General features: G+C 37.8%; 1 protein-coding gene. It reads right to left on the bottom strand.

The window, feature by feature from the left end:
* The coding region (locus BHU61_RS13185) for a KxYKxGKxW signal peptide domain-containing protein (protein ID WP_170122568.1) at positions 1 to 2,238 on the bottom strand (2,238 nt) is incomplete at its 3' end.
* Positions 2,239 to 2,522 lie beyond the last annotated feature (284 nt).

Raw genomic sequence — 2,522 nt, 5'->3', positions numbered from 1 at the left:
GCCACTTGTTGATTCACTCACTGAACCTGATGTCGATTCTGATACCGAACCGCTCGTTGATTCACTTACTGAACCCGATGTTGATTCACTTACCGAACCTGATGTTGATTCTGATACTGAACCACTTGTTGATTCACTTACCGAACCTGACGTTGATTCACTCACTGAGCCACTTGTTGATTCGCTTACTGAGCCACTTGTTGATTCACTTACTGAACCTGACGTTGATTCGCTCACTGAACCCGATGTTGATTCTGATACCGAACCTGATGTCGATTCGCTTACTGAACCTGACGTTGATTCACTTACTGAACCACTTGTTGATTCGCTTACCGAACCTGACGTTGACTCTGATACTGAACCGCTCGTTGACTCACTTACTGAACCTGATGTCGATTCACTTACTGATCCACTTACTGAACCTGACGTCGACTCTGATACTGAACCGCTCGTTGATTCGCTTACTGAACCTGATGTTGATTCACTTACTGAGCCACTTGTTGATTCACTTACTGAACCCGATGTTGATTCGCTTACCGAACCTGACGTTGACTCTGATACTGAACCGCTCGTTGACTCACTCACTGAACCTGATGTCGACTGGCTTGTTGATCCGCTTGTTGATTGTGATGTCTGAACTGATGTACTGTTACTCACTGAGCCTGACGTCGACTGACTTGTTGATCCACTTGTCGATTGTGATGTCTGAACTGATGTACTGTTACTTACTGAACCCGATGTCGACTGACTTTGTTGTACCGACGCACTTACTGAATTTGACAGCGATTGACTTGGATCCGATCCGGTAATAGTTGTTCCCGCAAAATAATTAGGACGTGAAACAGAGCCATCTTGTGTAGCAAATGGTGTAAATGTGAATGACGTATTCCCGCCTACCGTATGATTTAAAGTAAAGGTTGTTTGGATAGCACTACCTTGATTGGCATAAAAAGAATTCATGAACACATCATTTGACCAACTATATCCTCCACCTGTTGCTGGTGAAAATGGTGTTTGCCCACCTGCTAATTGTGTAGTACCAGTCGATGAAACAATTGAAGTTGTAACTGGTGTTGTTGATGTAGGTGCGGTATAACCACTACCTAGCTTAATCATCGGACTAGCTGTTTGTGATGTATCAGAGACTGAACCACTAATAGCATTAATAGGTTTTTCAACAGATGTGGTATCTGGATTATCATAAGATACTGAGTATGTAAAACTTGTCTGTGTACTACTAACAGATTTTACAACTAATTTATAATATATTTTATTTCCGAAATTATCTGTTCCCGCACCAGTATAAGTAGTAGTTGTTGCTGTTGAAGTCGTTAGCGTATTAACTGTGTTTAAGGTGCCTAAGCTGAAACTTCTCAAATTTAAAGCACCTTTAAAAGTGTTAGAAGTTAATGTTTCAGTATTAGAAACTGATGAAAGTTCTGATGTTGATAGCTCTGATGTTGATAGCTCTGATGTCGACAGTTCTGATGTTGATAGCTCTGATGTCGACAGTTCTGATGTTGATGAATCTTTTTCACTTACTGATGTAGATTCACTTCCTGTACTTTCGTTATTTTTATCTGATGTCGAAACTTCTGTACTTTTATTATCTTCAGAAGTAGAAGTCTCTTCTTTAACAGCAGAAGTTGACTCACTAACCGATGTTTCTACAGATAAGGATTCGCTCTTCGATTCTGAAGTTGATTCTGATATACTTATTGATTCTGATTCAGAAATACTTTCGGATAATTTAAGAGATGTTGATTCGCTTTCAGAAGATTTAAGAGATATCGATTCACTCTCTGATTCAGAAATACTATCAGATGATGTTGATGCTTCTGTAGTACTTTCTGTTGATTCAGTCGAAGTCATTTCAGAATCAATTAATACAGTAGAGTTTTGGTTCGCAATCACTTCACTACCTTTTGTAACCTCTGACGTTACAGGCAAATCAGACGCCGCAAAAGCTTGATTACCATCTAGTGTATTCGCTGCAATGAATCCACCAGCAGCAAAAGCAGAAGCTTTCGCCATTTTCTCTTTAATGGTATTATTAGCTTTTACTTCAATACCTTCCTTATTATTAATTCCTTTAATAATCATAGGTAAGCCCATAACGCGTAACAATGCTAAATCTTTAATCCCAGCTTTAACCCAGTGTTTCCCAGCTTTATATAGCTTAAATCTAACTTTTTCATCTATAATGCTCATATTTAAATCGTTTTGTTTTCTCTTCATATTTCACCTCTATATAGTTTCCAAATCCAGCCGACCAACAATGTAATATTACAAATTACGAATAATATTGTTCAATACCATTATTCATTCTAACTTAATATACACTTAATTTAAAGTAAAAAATTAAAAAAAATAATATTTCGGGAAATTCTATAATCAAGTTAGCCACCTACGGTGTGCTTTAAAAAATAAAAAATGAGCCATGTGCATCCATGTTAATATTGTAGTTACCACAACAAACAATAAGGAATGAATGCAAATGACTCATCTAAATGGTACCACTA

This window comes from Macrococcus epidermidis (assembly GCF_003259695.1).
Classification (GTDB): Bacteria; Bacillota; Bacilli; order Staphylococcales; family Staphylococcaceae; genus Macrococcoides; species Macrococcoides epidermidis.
The sequence above is the reverse complement of the archived record's forward strand: the minus strand, read 5'-3'. Positions and strand labels throughout refer to the sequence as shown.